Below are 15,543 nucleotides of genomic sequence, written 5' to 3'. Positions count from 1 at the left end.
CGACCCGCGGGCCGCGGCATCCGCTCGCTCAGGGCAGTCCGGTCACCGAGACGCCGAGCCATTCGGCGAGGTCGGCGATCTCGGCGCGCACCATCTCGGACTCCTCGGGCTCGAACGGCAGGAACTCGTGAACGGCGGTCACTTTCAGTGCCTCGTGTTCGCGGTCGACTTCGGCGTCGAGCATGCCGACGAAGCGATCGCCCATCAGGATCGGGTGCGCGAAGTAGCCGTAGCGGCGCTCGGCCTTCGGCTTGAACTGCTCGAGCACATAGGTGAACTCGAACAGCTCTGCGAGGCGTCTGCGGTCGTACAGCAGGCTGTCGTACGGGTTGAGGAAGGCCACGCGACCGCCGGAGTCCTCGTCATCGAGCGCGGCGAGCGCCTCGGGATCGACGCGGTACTTCACGGAGCTGCCCTCGACCACGGCAGGCTCTCCGCTGTCTTTCGCGACGCCGGTCCAGTACCAGTGCGGCTTGGCGATGCCGGCCGATTGCAGGCGCCGCGCGGCCAGCAGTGCGGCGGCCTCCTCGTCGTCGTACTCCGGCAGGTCCTGCGGGTAGACGCGCTCGGCGAGATCCCAGCGGCGATGGCGGCCCTCGCGGCCGGTGACGGCCACTTCGCCCTGACGCAACAGGAAGTCGAGCATGTGAGGAACCTGGTTCGATCCCGACCATCCGTCGGGCGCGCGACTGACCTGCGCCGTGTCGGGGATGTCGCTCGCGAGGAGCGGACCCTCCGCGCGCAGCCGCGCCAGCACATCGGCGCGGAAACCGGCGTTCGCCGACAGCCACTGCTTGCTGCTCTCGCGCTGCGGCCAGCGCCGCATGCCCGGCAGCATCAGCGGCAGGAGGCTCATCGGCCGGAAGGCGCCGTCGAATTCGAAGAGCAGACGGTCGCCCTCGACCGCCTTGCGCAACTGGCCCGACTCGTACGACCACCCGATCCGCGACCACAGCACCGTGTGCTCGCAGGGTGCGATCGTCGCCGTGGGATCGATCTTGATGTACGCGAGCTGCTCGGCGACCTCGACGACGTCGCCCGGCCGGTCGGCGTCGAGCAGCTGCGCCCGCACCACGAGGCGGCGCGCCTGATCACGTGTGAGGTGATGCGGGGTCATCCCCCGACCGTAGCCGACGCCGTTTCAGATGCGGAGGGGCCGCTCGGCGAGGGTGGCGGCGGGCGCAACGGGCGACGCGTGCCCGTCAGCCCGCGGCCGGGCCGGTCTCGAGTCCGAGAGCGGAGCGCAGCACGCGGGCCCACTCCTCGTGGAACGCGCGCGTCACGCCGGCCTTGCGGAACACCGCGTCGAAACCGTGGAACGCGCCGGGCACCTCAGTGAGCTCGCACGGCACTCCGGCCGCCGTCAGGCGACCCGCGTATCCGACTCCTTCGTCGTGGAAGAGGTCGAGAGTGCCGACGCCGATCCACGCCGGCGGCAGTCCGCTCAGGTCTTCACGCCGCGCGGGAACCACGGCCGAGCGGATGCCGGTGCCCGAGGCGTCGTCTGATCCATCGGCGTCCGCGCCGAGATAGGCCGACCACGCGAACCGGTTGCTCGACGGCGACCACATGCGCGCATGCCGCGGGTCGACGTCGTCGCGCAGCACCGTGCGGTCGTCGAGCATGGGATAGACCAGGAGCTGGAAGACGGGCTGCGGTCCGCCCTCGTCGTGGAGGCGCTGCGCGAGCGCGGCGGCCAGCCCGCCACCGGCGCTGGCACCCCCGATCGCGATGCGGTCGGGATCGACGCCGAATTCGGCGGCACGTGCGACGACCTCGCGGAACCCGGCGACCAGGTCGTCGAGTGCGGCGGGCGCCGGATGCTCCGGGGCGAGGCGGTACGACGCCCCGAAGACGACGATGCCGAGGTCGCGTGCGAGCGCGAGGTTCGTGCCGTCGTCCTGCTGCGGCGTGCCGAGGATCAGTCCTCCGCCGTGGATCCAGAACAGTGCCGGAACCGGTGCCGCCGCCGACCTCCGCCGCGGCCGGAACACACGGTAGGGCCGCTCCCCCGCCGGAGTGTCTACCCGCACCGTCGCGACGTCGACCTCGGAATCCGGGCCGATGCCACGAGGGGTGGCGCGGAACATCCAGAGCGTGCGGGGTCCGGCGCTGAAGAGCGGGATCCACTTCGCGGCGGCGAGATCGGGGTGGAAAGGTTCGGGCGGGGTCTTCGTCGACACCGGACAATGCTATCCGGATCCGGCCGTCGAGGCACGCACTCGCACCAGCTGACGCTGCGCTGACGCGGCGTCGCGGCTTCCCCTCCTCCTGCGCTCTCCCCCGCCCTTCGCTGACGTGGAGGGCGGGCGAGGGAGGCAGTGTGCGACGGGCGGACGATGACCCGCTAGCACCCGCATCGCGGGCTTGCAATCCCCGCGCGACGCCGTCCGTTCGTTCGTATCGTGCCGAAGGCGGCCGCCATCCGGGGTGGCCGGCGCGCAGATGCGGAGGAGCGACGATGGTGCGATTCGGATACACGCTGATGGGCGAGCAGAGCGGCCCGCGAGAGCTGGTGCGCTACGCGGAGGCGGCGGAGGACGTCGGCTTCGACTTCGAGGTCTCGAGCGACCACTACTCGCCGTGGCTCGTGAGCCAGGGGCACTCGCCGTACGCCTGGACGGTGCTGGGCGCCGTCGCCCATGCGACCTCGCGCGTCGAGCTGATGACGTATGTCACCTGCCCCACGATGCGCTACCACCCCGCTGTCGTCGCCCAGAAGGCCGCGACGCTGCAGATCCTCAGCGAAGGCCGGTTCATCCTCGGGCTGGGTTCGGGCGAGAACCTGAACGAGCACGTCGTCGGACAGGGCTGGCCGAACGTCGACGTCCGCCAGGATCGGTTGATCGAGGCCATCGAGATCATCCGCGAGCTGCACTCGGGTGAGCTGCTGACCTACCAGGGCGAGCACTTCCGCGTGGACTCCGCGCGCATCTGGGACGTGCCCGACACCCGGGTGGAGATCGGCGTCGCCGTGTCGGGCGAGGAGTCGATCGGCTCGTTCGCTCCGATGGCCGACCACATGATCGCCGTCGAGCCGAAATCCGAGCTGGTGCAGCTCTGGGACGACGCGCGGCGCACCGACGCGGGGCCCGGCACGGATGGCGGATCCCGCAAGATCGGCCAGATCCCGATCTCCTGGGATCCCGACAAGGACACCGCCGTCCAGCGCGCCCACGAGCAGTTCCGTTGGTTCGGCGGCGGGTGGCCCGTGAATGCCGAGCTGCCGACCCCCGCGGGCTTCGAAGCCGCGAGCAGCTTCGTGCGCCCGGACGACATCGCGTCGTCGATCCCGTGCGGACCGGATCTCGACGAGCTCGCGGAGAGCGTGCGTCCCTACCTCGACGGCGGCTTCACCGACGTCGCACTCGTGCAGATCGGCGACGAGCAGCAGGAGCGCTTCCTCGCCGAAGCCGCCGGCCCGCTGCTCGAGCGGCTGCGCGCCCTCAGCTGACCGCGCCGGCGCGGCCCGCGGCTATTGCTTCGTCGCGCGCTCGACCGACATGACCAGGATCACGCGGTCGGCCTTGTCGCGCGGCGGCGTGCTGCTCGGGTTGCCGTAGCGGTTCTGCAGTCGCACGTAGAACGCGCCCTCGGGATCGGGCACCACCTCGACCAGTCGACCGGCGACCTCGAGATAGTGGAAGGGGTGGTCGGGGTCGATGATCGACAGCGACATCGAGGGGTTGTGCTGCAGGTTGCGGTACTTCTGCCGGTAGTTGGTGTGCGTGAACCGCACGTGCTCGCCGTCGAACTCGAACCACATCGGGTTCACCTGCACGGTGTCGTCAGGCCGGATCGTTCCCAGGTGGGCATACACCGGGAGCTCGAGGAGGTGGCGGCGGTCAGCGGGGAGGATGTCGTCGACGGAAGGCATTGGTCCAGTCTGCCGTGGTCTCCGACCCCGGAGGCCGCTCGCCGACCTCGAGTGTCACGAACTACCCTCGGTGCATGGCCACGCAACCGGCAGCCGGGTGGTACGACGACGGCTCGGGCAAACAGCGCTGGTGGGACGGCACCCACTGGACCGAGCAGTACATCGACCTGCGCGCGCCCGACATCGAACTGCGGACGGATGCCGGACCCCCTGCCGCCGGTCCCGCGCTGGCCGGCTGGTACGACGACCAGCGCGGACGCACACGCTGGTGGGACGGACGCCGGTGGACCGCCGACGTCCGCTACAGCGGCCAGGAGCAGGACTTCGCGGGCATCGTCATCGACGGGCGATGGATCCACTTCGGCGACCTGAGTCAGCCGGTCGCCGAGGTCGAGGCATCCGTCGACTCAGGCGATGCATTGCTGCGGCGTCCGGCTTTCACGACAGCGGCTGTCGAGCGGCGCATGTTCGGCCCCGGCGGTCCCGTCACGCCCCGCACCATCAACCGGGCGATCAACCGGATGGCGCCGCACCTGGTGGTCGCCGGAGCGCAGGTCTGGGTCACCCCCTATCCCGCCGCCCACGACCCCGAGGCACGCCGATTCGTCAGCTGGGTCAACACGAGCGCCGAGCACTACCGGTACCGCTGAGTCCCGCGGTCAATCCGGCAGCGCGAGGGGCAGTTCACGGGTGTCGTCCCATGGCTCGGTCCATCCCAAGCGGTCGAACAGGCCGTCGAGCACCATCCCGGTGAACCCCCAGACGAGGTGCTCCCCCGTCATATGCCGCACGAGGAATCCCGGACCCCGCCATTCCTGTCCGTCACGGCGGACCACCGTGACGCCCCGGTTGGCGGGGTTCAGCAGGTCGGCCACGGGAGCGCGGAACACCGCGGCGGACTCGGCCTCGTCGACCACGCGGACGGGTGACGGATGCCGCCACCACCCGAGCACCGGTGTCACCAGGTGCTGCGAGAACGCGAGGGAGATGTCGCCGAGCACGCCGAGCACCTCGACGCCGGCGGTGTCGAGCCCGGTCTCTTCCCGCGCTTCACGCAGCGCGGCGCCGACCGGTCCATCGTCGCCCGGGTCGAGGCGTCCGCCGGGGAAGGCGACCTGACCGGGGTGGGCGCGCAGCGTCGTCGCGCGAGCGAGCAGCAGCACGTCCAGATCGCGCGACACGGCTCTGGCCTGCGCGTCGTGGTCGCTCGGGAGACCGTCCAGCACGCCGAACAGCATGAGCACCGCGGCCGGGCGCGAGTTCGCACGCTCGGGGAGCTCGAGCAACGGCACGACGCCGGGGTCGGCTGCCAGTGCCGCAAGCTGCGCGCGTGCGCCGAGCGTCGTGCCGGGCAGCACCTCGCCGTCGTGCGGTGTCGTGGGCTGCGGCATCCGTTCAGGCTACGCCGATCCTCCGACGTCGCGGGCGGACGAGGCGAGCCGCGCCGGTTGACCGGCGCTCGGCGACCCCGGTAGCTTCGGCCCCGTGGCGCGTTGCGTCGCCGGGTGCGCACGCCGCCCCCGCCTGCCGCTGGGGAGCCGCATGATCACCGTCGACGGTCTGCGCGCGATGCGCGTGTTCGAAGGGGTGCCCGAGGAGGGCCTCGTCTACCTCGCCGGCGCCGTCGAGGACATCCGGCTCGTCCCCGGCGAGTACTTCGCGCACGAGGGCGACGAGCGGTCACTCTTCGTCGTGGTCGAGGGACTCGCCGAGATCACCAAGCTCGTGAACGGCGACGAGCGCGTCATCGGCACGCGTCAGCCCGGCAGGTTCTTCGGCGAGGTGCCGATGACGCTCAGCACGCCGTTCCCGGCCAGCGGCCGCGCCGCCGGCCCGACGCGCGTGCTGAAGCTGGAGCCCGCGGTGTACTACACGCTCGCCGCGCTCGCCCCGTCGGTGCCGGACCGGGTGGCCACCCTCGCACGCCGCTACCTCGACTCGCTGCAGACGATGGCCGCGGAGCAGCGCGAGCCGGGGGTGCGACTGATCCACCACGGGCGAAGCGCTCGAGCGCATCGCGTGAGCGGCTTCCTGACCCGCAACCACGTCGAGTTCGAGAGCGTGACGGCGGATGCAGACCCTGATGCCGCCGACACCGTCCTCGAGCTCGCGGACGGCCGACGGCTCGAGAACCCGACGATGCGGGAGGTCGCCCACGCCGTGGGGCTCGACGTGGCGCCGGCTGCGCGCGACTACGACGTCGTCATCCTCGGCGCCGGGCCGGCGGGTCTCACGGCCGCTGTGAACGCCGCGGCGGAAGGACTCCGCACGCTCGTCGTCGAGACGTTCGCGCCCGGCGGGCAGGCCGGCACATCGACGCGGATCGAGAACTACACCGGGTTCCCGTTCGGCATCTCCGGCGATGATCTGGCGAGCCGGGCGTTCAAGCAGGCCAAGCGCCTGGGCGCGGAGCTGGTGGTCACGCGCACCGTCGAGGCACTGGATCCGGCGACGCACCAGCTGACGCTCGACGGCGGCGATGTCGTCCGCGCCGACGTGGTGATCCTCGCCACCGGAGTCGTGTGGCGCACGCTCCCCCTCGACGACGTCGGCAGGTTCCTCGGCAGCGGCGTCTACTACGGCGCCGCCCGCAGCGACTCCGCCGTCGCGCAGGGCGCCGACGTCTGCATCATCGGCGCCGGCAACTCCGCCGGCCAGGCCGCGCTGTTCTTCAGCCGCCACGCGCGGTCGGTCACGCTGCTCGTGCGAGGCGAGTCGCTCGAGGCCGGAATGTCGAAGTATCTGATCGATCAGATCTCGGCCATCCCGGCGATCCGGGTGGAGACCCGCAGCGAAGTGGTCGGGCTCCACGGGGCCGACAGTCTGCGGGCCGCCGACATCGCCGATCGACGCACCGGCGACGTTCGGCGCCGCGACGTCGACGTGCTCTTCGTGATGATCGGAGCGGATGCCGAGACCGCCTGGCTGCCGCCGGAGATCGCCCTCGACGGGCGCGGCTTCGTGCTCACGGGCGCGGATGCCCTCGAGTCGGGCAGATGGGCCGGGACGCGCCGGCCGTTCGCCCTCGAGACGACAGCTCCCGGTGTCTTCGCGGTCGGCGACGTGCGGTCCGGCTCCGTGAAGCGGGTGGTCGCCGGCGTCGGCGAGGGCGGCATGGCCATCGCCTTCACTCACCAGTACCTCGCGCTGGGCCGCTAGGCGCGGGCGCCGGCGGCCGTCATCCCTGAGCGCTGCGCCGGCCGCCGCCCGGACGCACGATCGCGCGACCCAGCATGACGATCATCGTGCCCGCGATCAGCCAGGGGCCGAGCACGAGGAGGGGATCGAGCCATGCGTGCTTCAGGTCGGCACGGCCCCGGCCGAAGCGCGACGAGATCGGCCGGTGCCCTCGCTCGCCGAGGATGCCGCTCTGCGTGATCGGGTCGTCGGGCCGTCGTGTGAACAGCGACGTCAGGTGTGCGGTCGCCGAGTCGATGCGGTCGCCGAGGATCAGGAGGAGCCAGTGCGCGGTCTGGCCCTCGCTGTACCTCTCGTACGCGTAGCGGCGGACGCGGCCGGCCAGCCCGTGCAACGGCTGCGCCGTGCCGAACACCGGGGTCAGCCGCGTGTGCTCGACGGACTTCTCGCGGCCGCCGCGGCCGCCCTGGTCTTCGGGCATGTCCCAGTGCGCGCCTGTCTGGATCCCGGGCTGCTCACGGGGCACCGCCGGACGATCGGCGGGGTCGGCGTCGGCTCCCCAGCCGGGGATGCGGGCGCGCAGCTCGTCGGGGGTCGGCGTGGAACCGGGCTTCTTGGCGGTGTACGGCATGTCTTCCTCCGATTCGAGTGTCAGGACGCCGGGACGACGACCGGCTTGATGATGTCGTCGAGCTTCGTCGAGAAGAGGTGGTACCCCTCGGCGATGTGGTCGAGCGGGATGCGATGCGTGATGAGCTCGCTCGGCCGCACGTAGCCGGCCCGGATGTGCTCGAACAGGCGGGGCCACTGGCGCTTCACCGGCGCCTGGTTCATCCGCAGGGTCAGGCCCTTGTTCATCGCGTCGCCGAACCGCACCGCGCTGAACATCGGCCCATACGCCCCCATGACCGATACCGTGCCGCCCTTGCGGACGGAGTCGATGGCCCAGTTCAGAGCCACCGGCGAACCGCCCTGCATCTTGAGCTTGGCCGACGTCACGTGCTGGATCACGTGACCGTCGGCCTCCGCGCCGACGGCGTCGATGGCGACATCCGCTCCCAGCCCGTCCGTCATCCGCTTCAGCTCGCGCACGATGTCCCCGACCTGTCCGAACGCCACCGTCTCGGCGTAGGCGAAGTCGCGTGCCTTCTGGAGTCGGTAGCCCAGATGGTCGACGACGATCACGCGTCCCGCGCCCATCAGCCAGCAGGAGCGCGCCGCGGCGAGTCCCACGGGACCGGCGCCGAACACCACGGCCGTGTCGCCCTCGGCGATGTCGGCCAGCTGGGCGCCGAAGTAGCCGGTCGAGAACGCGTCGGTCAGCAGCAGCGCGTCCTCGTCGGCGATGTCGTCCGGGATCACCGAGGGTCCGACATCCGCGAACGGCACGCGCACCATCTCGGCCTGACCGCCGTCGTAGCCGCCGGTCGAATGGGAGTAGCCGTAGATGCCGCCGATCGCCGTGGCATTGGGGTTCACGTTGTGGCAGTTCGAGAACAGACCCCGCGCGCAGAAGAAGCACGAGCCGCAGTAGATGTTGAACGGCACCATCACCCGATCGCCGACCTGCAGCCGCTCGACCGACCCGCCCACCTGCACGACGGTGCCGATGAACTCGTGGCCGAACGTGTGGCCGATGCGGGTGTCGGGCATCATGCCGTGGTACAGATGCAGATCCGATCCGCAGATGGCTGCCAGCTCGACGCGCACGATGGCGTCGTTGGGGTGCTCGATCCTCGGCTCGGGCTTGCTCTCGACGCGGAGCTTGTACGGTCCGCGGTACGTCATCGCCTTCATGCGCTCCTCCTGGGTGTCTCACGACACCCTCCCCGCGTGGTCGGCGATCAGCGGAGGGGGTTGCGCTCAGCGCTCAGACGTGTCAGCCGGCGCCCAGCCCTGGCCGCCACGCCAGGGCCGACCCCGTCGCCCCTCGTCACCCGGTTGACTTGCCGTATATGTACGACACGCCGGGCGTGTCGCGTACATATACGGCAAGTCAACGTCCTGCCCGGGCCGGCGAAACGTGGCGATGGGGGACTCGCGGCGGGGAGGCTCAGCCGCGGAAGTAGGTCTCGGCGACGCGGGTGAGGTCCCAGAGGTCGCTGACGCCGGCGAGTTCCCGGGCGGAGTGCATCGAGAGGATCGGGATGCCGACATCCACGGTCCGGATGCCCAGACGCGTCGCCGTGATGGGGCCGATCGTCGAGCCGCAGGGGACGGCGTTGTTCGAGACGAACTCCTGGCTCGTCACGCCCGCTGCCGCGCACCACCCGTTCCACGCCGCCGCGCCGGCGGCATCCGTGGCGTAGCGCTGGTTCGCGTTGATCTTGAGGATGGGGCCCGACCCCAGCACCGGCTGCACGACGGGGTCGTGCTTCTCGGCGTAATTGGGGTGCACGGAATGACCGACGTCGCTGGAGACGCACCACGAGGCCGCCAGCGCGCGCAGCTGCTGCTCGCGGTCGGCGCCGAGAGTCAGCCAGAGCCGCTCGAGGACGTCGGCGAGGAAGGGCCCCGCGGCGCCGGAGCGCGTGCCCGAACCGACCTCCTCGTGGTCGAAGACCGCGAGCATCGCGATGTGGTCGGCCTCGTGGCCTTCGGCCGCACGCTCCAGCGCCACGACGCCCGCATGCACCGAGGCGAGGTCGTCCAGGCGCCCGGAAGCGAAGAACACGTCGTCGCGGCCGAACGTTGCGCCGGGCGCCGAGTCCGCGGTGACGATGTCGTAGCCGCGGATGCGCGCGGCATCCACTCCGGCGCGTGCCGCCAGCTCGCCGAGGATATCGGCGGACTCGGCCGACCCGAGCCCCCACACCGGCTGCGTCTGCGACTGCTTGTCGAGCGCGAGATGGTCGTTCGCCTCTCGGTCGAGGTGGATGGCGAGCTGCGGCAGACGCAGGAGCGCGCCGGTCGACGCCAGCACGCTGGTGCCGTCGTCGAGCACGAGGCGGCCCGCGAGACGGAGTTCACGGTCGAGCCACGAGTTGAGCAGCGGGCCGCCGTAGATCTCGACACCCGCCTGCAGCCAGCCGAGCCTTCCCGTCGTCGGCTTCGGCTTGAGCTTGAACCCCGGGGAGTCGCTGTGCGCACCGAAGATCCGCACGCCCGTCGTGGCGTCCGCGGTCGCCGGCACGACCCACGCGATCGCGGCGCCGTCGCGCACCACGACGAACTTTCCGCCCGCCGGCGCGGGCCAGCCGGCCGCTTCGTCGAGGCGGGTGAATCCGGCGCGCTCGAGCCGACCGGCGACCTCCGCCGCGGCGTGGAAGCTCGACGGCGACGACGCCACGAAGGCGGCGAGGTCGTCGGCGTGGGCCAGAGCGCCGGGGGTGACCGAAGCGGTGGTTGAGGGCACGGGCGAGCCTCCTCGAAAGCGGTGCAGGGGTCTTCCGATCGTAGTCAGGAGCTCGGCGCAGGGCGGACTTCCGCGCACGATGCAGGCTCTTGATCTGGCCTTTTCGAACAATCCGCTCACATGTAACGTTCAGGTAACGCACCGGAACCGTCCAGAAACGCCGGGGAGACTCGGGGACTTGTGCCCGCCCGAACGGGTACGAAGCGCCGCCCGATGGCGCATTTCGCTGATACGGAACCCGGTCTTTCATGCGCAACCACACGTCTCTCCTGCCCGCCCGCCGCACTCTCCGCCGCGCCGAACGTCGCCTCCGCCGCCGCCCGGTGCTGCTGGCCGCGACACTCGCGATCGGCGTGCTGGCCACCGCCGGATTCACCGCGGCGGCTCCCGCGTCGCAGGCCGAGGCATCCGCTTCCCTCACCGATTTCGCGCTGGCGTCGTACGTCACGTCGTCTTCCACCGCCGCCGAAGAAGTGCCGGCGGCCTCCCCGGCCGAACAGGCCGTGACCGACGCGAGTACCGCCGTCACCGCCGCGGCCACCGTGGCCTCCGACATCGCCGCGTCCGGCCTCGACGTGGGCACGCCCGACACCACCGTCGACACGTCGGCCCTCGAGGCCGCCGTCGTGCAGCTCCAGCGCGCGCAGGCGCTGCCGGCGATGTACACGACGGACTTCGCGGACACCGTGACGACCCTCACCGCGTCGGTCAGCGAGCAGACGCAGGGCCTGCGTGGCCGCCTCGACGCCGCCGTCGCGCTCAAGGCGCAGCAGGAGGCGGAGGAGAAGGCCCGCAAGGAGGCCGAGGCCGCCGCCGCCGCGAAGGCCGCGGAAGAAGCCGCCGCCGCGAAGAAGTCATCGTCGTCGTCGTCTTCGGGTTCGTCGGCTCCCCGCCCGGTGTACGCCACCGGCGGCGCTGTGGGCGGCACCAGCCCCGCGGACGCGCAGGCCACCGCGCGCGCCATGCTCGGCGGCTACGGCTGGGGCGACGACCAGTTCGCGTGCCTCGTGCCGCTGTGGCAGAAGGAATCGGGCTGGAACTACCAGGCCTCCAACCGCTCGAGCGGTGCCTACGGCATCCCGCAGGCGCTCCCCGGCAGCAAGATGAGCAGCGCCGGCGCCGACTGGCAGACCAACCCCGCCACGCAGATCGCGTGGGGCCTGGGCTACATCGCGGGTCGCTACGGCACCCCGTGCGGCGCGTGGGGCCACTCGCAGTCGACCGGCTGGTACTGAGCCGGCCGGCGGCCGACCGGGTCGGCCTGCTGTCGAATCGTCAGCGGGTCAGCGCAGGAAGTCGGTCGGATCGAACTGCTCGATCGGGATGACGCGCACCCGCGGCAGCGGGGCGTCGAACGCCGCGGCGTCGTACTCGATGTCGAAGAACTCGACGCCGGGGATGCCGGTGAACTCCGTGCTGCGGAACTCGTGGAACGCGACGACCCCCACCCGGCGCCCATCGGTGGCGAGCCGCGCGAGATCCTCGGCGAAGTCGCGGTCGTGACTGACGAGTGCGACATCGTCGTCGCGCTCGGCGAGCGCCTGGAGCGTGCGCTGGATGGCGATGTCGACGATCTTCTCGTCCGCCGGCCCTGAGAGCGGAACCGGCTGATATCCCAGTGCGAGCAGCGCCTGGACGAACGGCATGGGCAGGTGCGTGCTCGCGTTCAGGAAGAACAGGCCCTTGGCCGGACGCCCCCACCGCTCGGAGATGAACGTCAGCAGGCGGTCCCAGCGAGGTCGCTCCTCGGGAAGCGGCCTCCTGCCCAGAATCGATCCGCCGAGGGTGGCGTCGATGTTCTCGCCATCCACCAGCACCCAGCTGCTGCGCTCCATGCTGCTCTCCTCGGTCGACCCGATCCGAACGTAGCAGGGCGGGGCGGGGCAACCGGCGCGATCAGGCGCTGCGGAGGATCTTCGTCATCGCCTTGCCGCGAGCCAGCTCGTCGACGAGCTTGTCGAGGTAGCGGACCTTCTGCATCAGCGGATCCTCGATCTGCTCGACGCGCATGCCGCACACCACGCCGGTGATCAGCGAGGCGTTCGGATTCAGGTCGGCGTCGGCGAAGAAGTCCTCGAACGTCGTGTGCTCGTCGATGTGCTGCTGCAGCTGGGCGTCGTCGAAGCCGGTGAGCCACTCGATGACCTCATCGAGCTCCTGCTGCGTGCGGCCCTTCCGCTCGACCTTGGTCACGTAGAGCGGATAGACCGAGGCGAAGCTCGTCGTGAAGATCCGGTGCACCTCGCCAGGATAATGCGGTGCGGATGCCGCGGCACGGCCGGCGACGACCTCTGGACGCAGCGATGGTCCCGGTGGGTAGCCCTCCCACCGGGACCATCAGCACGTTCACGGGAGTCAGCACGGCGACCCGAACGCCGATACTCGACCGCTTCGCACGGCACTGCTTTGTATTGCTCTGCCAGCCTAGGCATGAGGATGGATCGGAGGGTGGCCATTGACACGGCGGGTACCGACCTGTTAACCGTGCAGGTCGCGCTCCGTCGGCCAGGCGCACATCACAGCTGATCGGCGCCGCGGGAGTCAAGACCCTTCTCCCCCGGCGCCGGCACCGGTGGAATCTGAGCATGCCCGACACCCTGCGGATCTCGGTGGTGATCCCCGTGAAGGACGACGACACCGAACTCGCGCGCTGCCTGCACGCCCTCGCCCAGCAGACGCGGGCCGCGGACGAGATCGTCGTCGTCGACAACGGATCGACGGATGCCTCGGCCCGCGTCGCGCGCGCGTTCGGCGCCCGCCTGGTCCGCTGTGAGACCCCGGGCATCCCGGCGGCGAGCGCCGCCGGGTACGACGCTGCGGAAGGGGACATCATCCTGCGGCTCGACGCGGACTGCGTGCCCGAGCCGTCGTGGTCCCGCGCCATGGCGGAGGCGTTCGCCGCCCGCCCCGACGTCGCGGCGTTCACCGGAGGTGCCCGGTTCATCGACGGCCCGCCGGCGTGGCGTGCGCCGCTTGCGACGCTCTATCTGGGCGCGTACGCCGTCGTCATGATCGCGACGCTCGGGCACCTCCCGCTGTTCGGGTCCAACCTGGGCCTGCGGCGCGAGGCCTGGCTCGGCATCCGCTCGTCCGTTCATCGCGATGCCGAACTGCACGATGATATGGACCTCTCGTTCCACCTCGGCGAACGCGGCAGCATCCGCTGGCTGCCGGCCGCGCGGATGGGGATGTCGATGCGACCGTTCGCGCCCGGCCAGGCGTTCGGCCGTCGCGCCGCTCGCGGTCTTCGCACGGTGCTCGTGCACCTTCCTCGCGACTTCCCGCCGGTCCGCTGGACGCGCCGTGCGCTGCGTCGGGTGCTGGCGGCGCGCCCGATGCGGGGCCTCGTGAGCGCGACGCCCCTCGCCGAGAGGAGCCGTGGCTACGACACGCGACCGTCATCGGGACGCGACACCCGCAGCCAGCGGTAGCCGTAGGCGGGCACCTCGAGCTCCACCCGTCCCCGCTCGTCGAGAGGGATGCGCTCCGCGCCCAGCAGGTCGACGAGGCGGGTGCCGTCGGGCTCGTCCTTCAGCGAGAAGCTCGTGGTGGCCGGCACATCGGCGAAGTTGTGGATCGCGACCATGCGGCCGACATCCGCCCGGAGCGAATGCACCAGGAGGTGGTCCACGGGCTGTTCGAGGACCTCCAACGTGCCCCACCCGAGCTCCGGCGAGATGCGGTACCGGGAGATGAGATCACGGAAGAAGTGCAGCAGCGATCCGCGGTCTTCGATCTGATCGGCCGCGTTGACGTGCTGCGGTGCGTAGCCGTCCCCCGGCGGCTGTGCGATCAGCCGGGACGGCGTCGCCTGCGAGAACCCGCCGTTCTTCTCCGCGGTCCACTGCATGGGGGTCCGCACGGCGCTGCGCCCGGGGATCTCGATGTTCTCCCCCATCCCGATCTCTTCGCCGTAGAACAGCACCGGCGTGCCGGGGAGCGTGAACAAGAGGCTGTAGGCCATGCGGATGCGCCGCGGATCCCCGAGCATCGGGGGCAGCCGGCGCGTGATGCCGCGGCCGAACACGCGCTGCCGCTCATCGGGCGCGAACGCCTCGAAGACCTCCTCGCGCTCGGCATCGGTCAGCTTGTCGAGGGTCAGCTCGTCGTGGTTGCGCAGGAAGTTCGCCCACTGCACGTCGTCGGGAAGTGCCGGTCGAGAGGTGAGCGCGGCGACGAGCGGAGCGGGATCCTGGCGTGCGAGCGACAGGTAGAACGCCTGCATCCCCACGAAGTCGAACTGCATCGAGAGCTCGCTCACGTCACCGCCGCCGAAGTACGCGACCTGCTGCTCGTACGGCAGATTCACCTCGCCGAGCATGATGGCCTCGCTCGAGCGGCGCTGCAGGAAGCGGCGGAAGTCGCGCAGCAGTTCGTGCGGATCCGCGATGTGGGCCCCCGGAGGCATCTCGAGGAGGAAGGGCACCGCGTCGACACGGAACCCCGACACGCCGAGCTGCAGCCAGTAGCCGATCACGCGGGCGAGCTCGTCGCGCACCGCGGGATTGGCGATGTTCAGGTCGGGCTGATGCTCGTAGAAGCTGTGCTGGTACCACTGGCCGGAGGCCTCGTCCTTGGACCACACGCCGTCGGCCTCACCCGGGAAGACCGGGTTCTTCTGGCCCTTCGGCGGGGCCTCGTCGCGCCAGATGTAGTAGTCCCGGTACGGCGAGTTGACGCTCCGTCTCGCCTTCTGGAACCACGGATGCCGGTCGGACGTGTGGTTGACGACCAGATCCACGATCACCCGCATCCCGCGGTCGTGGGCGGTGCGGATCATCTCCACGAACTCTCCGTGGTTGCCGAGCCGCGGATCGACCCCATAGAAGTCCGTGATGTCGTATCCGTCATCGCGATCGGGCGTCGGGTAGAACGGCATGAGCCACAGGCACGTCACGCCGAGCTGCGCGAGGTAGTCGATCCGCTGTGCGAGGCCCTGCATGTCGCCGACCCCGTCGCCATCCGAGTCGAGGTAGGTCTCGACGTCCAGGCAGTAGATGATCGCGCTCTTCCACCACAGGTCGCTGGTATCGGTGATCTTCATCGCTCCCCCTTCGGGTGGGGAAGGATGCCGCATGCCGCGGCATCCGGGTGGGCAGGAAGGCGAAGGGAATCCATGTCGCGAGTCTGCCGGGCGCCTCGCCTCCCCGGCAGGCCCTTGAGATCCGCCCCA

At 70.7% G+C, this 15,543-nt stretch carries 15 protein-coding genes; 5 read left to right on the top strand and 10 right to left on the bottom strand.

What is annotated here, in order from left to right:
- Positions 1 to 28: 28 nt before the first annotated feature.
- Both NCG93_RS18885 and NCG93_RS18880 read right to left on the bottom strand, forming a co-directional pair.
- Positions 29 to 1,117 (bottom strand): DNA glycosylase AlkZ-like family protein, encoded by a 1,089-nt coding sequence (locus NCG93_RS18885; protein WP_194413263.1) that lies wholly within the window; start codon positions 1,115 to 1,117, stop codon positions 29 to 31.
- A gap of 85 nt (positions 1,118 to 1,202) precedes the next feature.
- On the bottom strand, positions 1,203 to 2,183 hold the full coding sequence (locus NCG93_RS18880) for an alpha/beta hydrolase (protein WP_252787606.1): 981 nt from the start codon (positions 2,181 to 2,183) through the stop codon (positions 1,203 to 1,205).
- Positions 2,184 to 2,461: 278 nt separating this feature from the next.
- Here NCG93_RS18880 and NCG93_RS18875 point away from each other — a divergent pair, with 278 nt between their 5' ends.
- Complete coding sequence (locus tag NCG93_RS18875) at positions 2,462 to 3,454, top strand: LLM class F420-dependent oxidoreductase (protein WP_194413262.1); 993 nt, start codon at positions 2,462 to 2,464, stop codon at positions 3,452 to 3,454.
- A 21-nt stretch (positions 3,455 to 3,475) separates the two neighbouring features.
- Here the strand turns inward: NCG93_RS18875 and NCG93_RS18870 are convergent, their stop codons facing one another.
- Positions 3,476 to 3,877, bottom strand: coding sequence for a PPOX class F420-dependent oxidoreductase (locus NCG93_RS18870; protein ID WP_194413261.1), 402 nt, complete (start codon positions 3,875 to 3,877; stop codon positions 3,476 to 3,478).
- Positions 3,878 to 3,951: 74 nt separating this feature from the next.
- Here NCG93_RS18870 and NCG93_RS18865 point away from each other — a divergent pair, with 74 nt between their 5' ends.
- Complete coding sequence (locus NCG93_RS18865; RefSeq protein WP_241741600.1) at positions 3,952 to 4,527, top strand: DUF2510 domain-containing protein; 576 nt, start codon at positions 3,952 to 3,954, stop codon at positions 4,525 to 4,527.
- 9 nt (positions 4,528 to 4,536) lie between these two features.
- Here the strand turns inward: NCG93_RS18865 and NCG93_RS18860 are convergent, their stop codons facing one another.
- Complete coding sequence (locus NCG93_RS18860; RefSeq protein ID WP_194413260.1) at positions 4,537 to 5,268, bottom strand: NUDIX hydrolase; 732 nt, start codon at positions 5,266 to 5,268, stop codon at positions 4,537 to 4,539.
- Positions 5,269 to 5,419: 151 nt separating this feature from the next.
- On the opposite strand from NCG93_RS18860, the gene NCG93_RS18855 reads away from it, so the two are divergent.
- Positions 5,420 to 7,036, top strand: a complete 1,617-nt coding sequence (locus tag NCG93_RS18855; RefSeq protein WP_194413259.1) for an FAD-dependent oxidoreductase — start codon at positions 5,420 to 5,422, stop codon at positions 7,034 to 7,036.
- Positions 7,037 to 7,055: 19 nt separating this feature from the next.
- Here NCG93_RS18855 and NCG93_RS18850 read toward each other — a convergent pair whose 3' ends face one another.
- From NCG93_RS18850 to NCG93_RS18840, 3 genes are all read right to left on the bottom strand, one after another.
- Positions 7,056 to 7,646: a hypothetical protein gene (locus NCG93_RS18850; protein ID WP_194413258.1), complete on the bottom strand. Its 591-nt coding sequence runs from the start codon at positions 7,644 to 7,646 to the stop codon at positions 7,056 to 7,058.
- Positions 7,647 to 7,666: 20 nt separating this feature from the next.
- Complete coding sequence (locus NCG93_RS18845; RefSeq protein ID WP_194413257.1) at positions 7,667 to 8,812, bottom strand: zinc-dependent alcohol dehydrogenase; 1,146 nt, start codon at positions 8,810 to 8,812, stop codon at positions 7,667 to 7,669.
- Positions 8,813 to 9,068: 256 nt separating this feature from the next.
- Complete coding sequence (locus NCG93_RS18840) at positions 9,069 to 10,370, bottom strand: M18 family aminopeptidase (protein WP_194413256.1); 1,302 nt, start codon at positions 10,368 to 10,370, stop codon at positions 9,069 to 9,071.
- Between the two features lie 248 nt (positions 10,371 to 10,618).
- On the opposite strand from NCG93_RS18840, the gene NCG93_RS18835 reads away from it, so the two are divergent.
- Positions 10,619 to 11,605 (top strand): aggregation-promoting factor C-terminal-like domain-containing protein, encoded by a 987-nt coding sequence (locus NCG93_RS18835; protein ID WP_194413255.1) that lies wholly within the window; start codon positions 10,619 to 10,621, stop codon positions 11,603 to 11,605.
- A 48-nt stretch (positions 11,606 to 11,653) separates the two neighbouring features.
- On the opposite strand, the gene NCG93_RS18830 is transcribed toward NCG93_RS18835, so the two are convergent.
- Entirely contained in the window at positions 11,654 to 12,205 is a 552-nt protein-coding gene (locus NCG93_RS18830) for an NYN domain-containing protein (protein WP_194413254.1), read from the bottom strand.
- A gap of 61 nt (positions 12,206 to 12,266) precedes the next feature.
- Positions 12,267 to 12,611 (bottom strand): DUF2200 domain-containing protein, encoded by a 345-nt coding sequence (locus NCG93_RS18825; protein ID WP_194413253.1) that lies wholly within the window; start codon positions 12,609 to 12,611, stop codon positions 12,267 to 12,269.
- 344 nt (positions 12,612 to 12,955) lie between these two features.
- Between NCG93_RS18825 and NCG93_RS18820 the strand changes: the two genes are divergently transcribed.
- Positions 12,956 to 13,801, top strand: coding sequence for a glycosyltransferase family A protein (locus NCG93_RS18820; RefSeq protein ID WP_194413252.1), 846 nt, complete (start codon positions 12,956 to 12,958; stop codon positions 13,799 to 13,801).
- Here NCG93_RS18820 and NCG93_RS18815 read toward each other — a convergent pair.
- A complete protein-coding gene (locus NCG93_RS18815) occupies positions 13,753 to 15,414 on the bottom strand; it encodes an alpha-amylase family protein (protein WP_194413251.1) in 1,662 nt (553 codons plus the stop codon). The two genes, NCG93_RS18820 and NCG93_RS18815, sit on opposite strands and share 49 nt — an antisense overlap.
- Between the last annotated feature and the right edge of the window lie 129 nt (positions 15,415 to 15,543).

The sequence above is a fragment of the Microbacterium yannicii genome (genome assembly GCF_024055635.1).
GTDB classification, from domain to species: domain Bacteria; phylum Actinomycetota; class Actinomycetes; order Actinomycetales; family Microbacteriaceae; genus Microbacterium; species Microbacterium yannicii.
The sequence above is the reverse complement of the archived record's forward strand: the minus strand, read 5'-3'. Positions and strand labels throughout refer to the sequence as shown.

Bases quoted from the DNA above. Each gene is read 5' to 3' on its own strand.
- NCG93_RS18855 (WP_194413259.1), top strand. From the start codon at position 5,420: ATGATCACCGTCGACGGTCTGCGCGCGATGCGCGTGTTCGAAGGGGTG.
- NCG93_RS18850 (WP_194413258.1), bottom strand. From the start codon at position 7,646: ATGCCGTACACCGCCAAGAAGCCCGGTTCCACGCCGACCCCCGACGAG.
- NCG93_RS18815 (WP_194413251.1), bottom strand. From the start codon at position 15,414: ATGAAGATCACCGATACCAGCGACCTGTGGTGGAAGAGCGCGATCATC.
- NCG93_RS18830 (WP_194413254.1), bottom strand. From the start codon at position 12,205: ATGGAGCGCAGCAGCTGGGTGCTGGTGGATGGCGAGAACATCGACGCC.
- NCG93_RS18835 (WP_194413255.1), top strand. From the start codon at position 10,619: ATGCGCAACCACACGTCTCTCCTGCCCGCCCGCCGCACTCTCCGCCGC.
- NCG93_RS18865 (WP_241741600.1), top strand. From the start codon at position 3,952: ATGGCCACGCAACCGGCAGCCGGGTGGTACGACGACGGCTCGGGCAAA.
- NCG93_RS18845 (WP_194413257.1), bottom strand. From the start codon at position 8,812: ATGAAGGCGATGACGTACCGCGGACCGTACAAGCTCCGCGTCGAGAGC.
- NCG93_RS18860 (WP_194413260.1), bottom strand. From the start codon at position 5,268: ATGCCGCAGCCCACGACACCGCACGACGGCGAGGTGCTGCCCGGCACG.
- NCG93_RS18820 (WP_194413252.1), top strand. From the start codon at position 12,956: ATGCCCGACACCCTGCGGATCTCGGTGGTGATCCCCGTGAAGGACGAC.
- NCG93_RS18875 (WP_194413262.1), top strand. From the start codon at position 2,462: ATGGTGCGATTCGGATACACGCTGATGGGCGAGCAGAGCGGCCCGCGA.
- NCG93_RS18870 (WP_194413261.1), bottom strand. From the start codon at position 3,877: ATGCCTTCCGTCGACGACATCCTCCCCGCTGACCGCCGCCACCTCCTC.
- NCG93_RS18885 (WP_194413263.1), bottom strand. From the start codon at position 1,117: ATGACCCCGCATCACCTCACACGTGATCAGGCGCGCCGCCTCGTGGTG.